This is a genomic window from Paenochrobactrum glaciei, assembly GCF_039522165.1.
In the GTDB taxonomy this organism is placed as follows: domain Bacteria; phylum Pseudomonadota; class Alphaproteobacteria; order Rhizobiales; family Rhizobiaceae; genus Paenochrobactrum; species Paenochrobactrum glaciei.
The window spans coordinates 1-1,444 of the sequence record NZ_BAAADE010000036.1 but is presented as its reverse complement, the minus strand read 5'-3'; the positions used below and the strand labels follow the sequence as shown (position 1 = coordinate 1,444).

The 1,444-nt window shown below is 26.5% G+C and carries 3 protein-coding genes; all 3 read left to right on the top strand.

Translation table 11 applies throughout. From position 1 onward, the window contains the following. Positions 1-98 precede the first annotated feature (98 nt). Genes ABDZ76_RS17535 through ABDZ76_RS17525 form a run of 3 tightly spaced genes read left to right on the top strand, consistent with a single transcriptional unit; the run spans position 99 to position 965 of the window. Positions 99-464, top strand: coding sequence for a PDDEXK family nuclease (locus ABDZ76_RS17535; protein ID WP_198968536.1), 366 nt, complete (start codon positions 99-101; stop codon positions 462-464). Between the two features lie 28 nt (positions 465-492). Beyond that, complete coding sequence (locus ABDZ76_RS17530) at positions 493-624, top strand: hypothetical protein (protein ID WP_275944883.1); 132 nt, start codon at positions 493-495, stop codon at positions 622-624. Further along, a complete protein-coding gene (locus tag ABDZ76_RS17525; protein WP_343808645.1) occupies positions 621-965 on the top strand; it encodes a DUF1874 domain-containing protein in 345 nt (114 codons plus the stop codon). Before ABDZ76_RS17530 ends, ABDZ76_RS17525 begins: the two co-directional genes overlap by 4 nt. Positions 966-1,444 lie beyond the last annotated feature (479 nt).

Below are 1,444 nucleotides of genomic sequence, written 5' to 3'. Positions count from 1 at the left end.
ACAACGGCAATCCGCAACTCCTTGGCTCACAGAACGACATGGCTACGATCCGACTTAAAAATGAAGTTTATGTAAAATATCTAAATAAGTGATAGAAAATGAACATTAGGCAATCTGGTAAGTATTATGAATATAAAACTTTAGAAATTCTTGAACAAAATGGATTTAAAGCGTTAAGAATTCCAACTTCTGGAACTGGAAAACAAGCAATTCCAGATCTTATAGCGACAAAAGACAATACAATTTATCCAATTGAAGTAAAGTCAACTTCAAAAGATTTAATAACTATTAAGAAATTTCAAATTGAAAAACTTTTCAAATTTTGTGAAATTTTCGATTTCTGTAATTGTCAACCATTAGTAGCTATTCATTACAAAAAATATAAAACTGTCATAGTTTATACTTTGTCTCAAGATGTCAGAAACAAGGAAAAAATCAAATTTAAATACGGAATTAACAGCTAAATTGTATTTAGCTCTAGATGATCTAACTATGGCTTTAGCAACAGAAGATAAAGAAGAAGTTAGAAAATCTGAAGTATTTCAAAAAGCTTTAGAAGTTGTAAAAGTTGTAAAAGAAATGAGAAGATTACAAGTTAAACCTGTTGAAGGTGAAGAAAAATGAATAAAAATTATTTAGCAAATGCATTCTCAATAAATATGTTATCTAAATTTCCAATAAAAGTTACAATTGATAAAATTGACAGATTAGAATTTTGTACAAATATTGATAATGAAGAAATAATAAATGCAATTGGACATGATTCAACAGTTCAACTAATAAATTCATTATGTGATACAAAATTTGAGAAAAATAGGATAGAAATTAAATTAGACAAAAGAGACAAACTATATATTGTGCAAATTTCACAAAGATTAGAAGAAGGAAAAATATTAACGCTAGAAGAAATATTGAAATTGTACGAAACTGGAAAAGATCAATTTTTCGTGATAATTGTAGACTAATAAGTCAAATAAAATTTTTTTCATCTTTTTGGAATTACGCATTTGGGTTAACTCTTTTATGCTAAAATTTTTTAATATATAAATGTTTTTACGCCGTTATTTTGCGTAAATTATCGTTAGAAAAGTAAAAATTTGTGTGAGTTAAAAGTTTAAAAAGATTTCTTGTAAATTATCGACTCTCATTTATATACTTGTCATTACAATTTTTCAGCAGATGAATGCAAAAAAGTAACAAACGAAAAATTGAAAGAACTTTTAGTTTTGTATTTTTTTAGTAATGTTTATAATTTTGAAAAGAAACAATTTAATCAATATGAGTTTTCTATTGAATTTAGGTGAGTTAGGAACATTCTTTGCAGATGAAATTGAAAATTTGGAAAATTTCACAAACTGGATATCTAGTGATTTTATAAATTTTATTAATGAAGTCGGAGGCCAAGCGGTCTTAGGAAGACAACGGCAATCCGCAACTCCTTGGT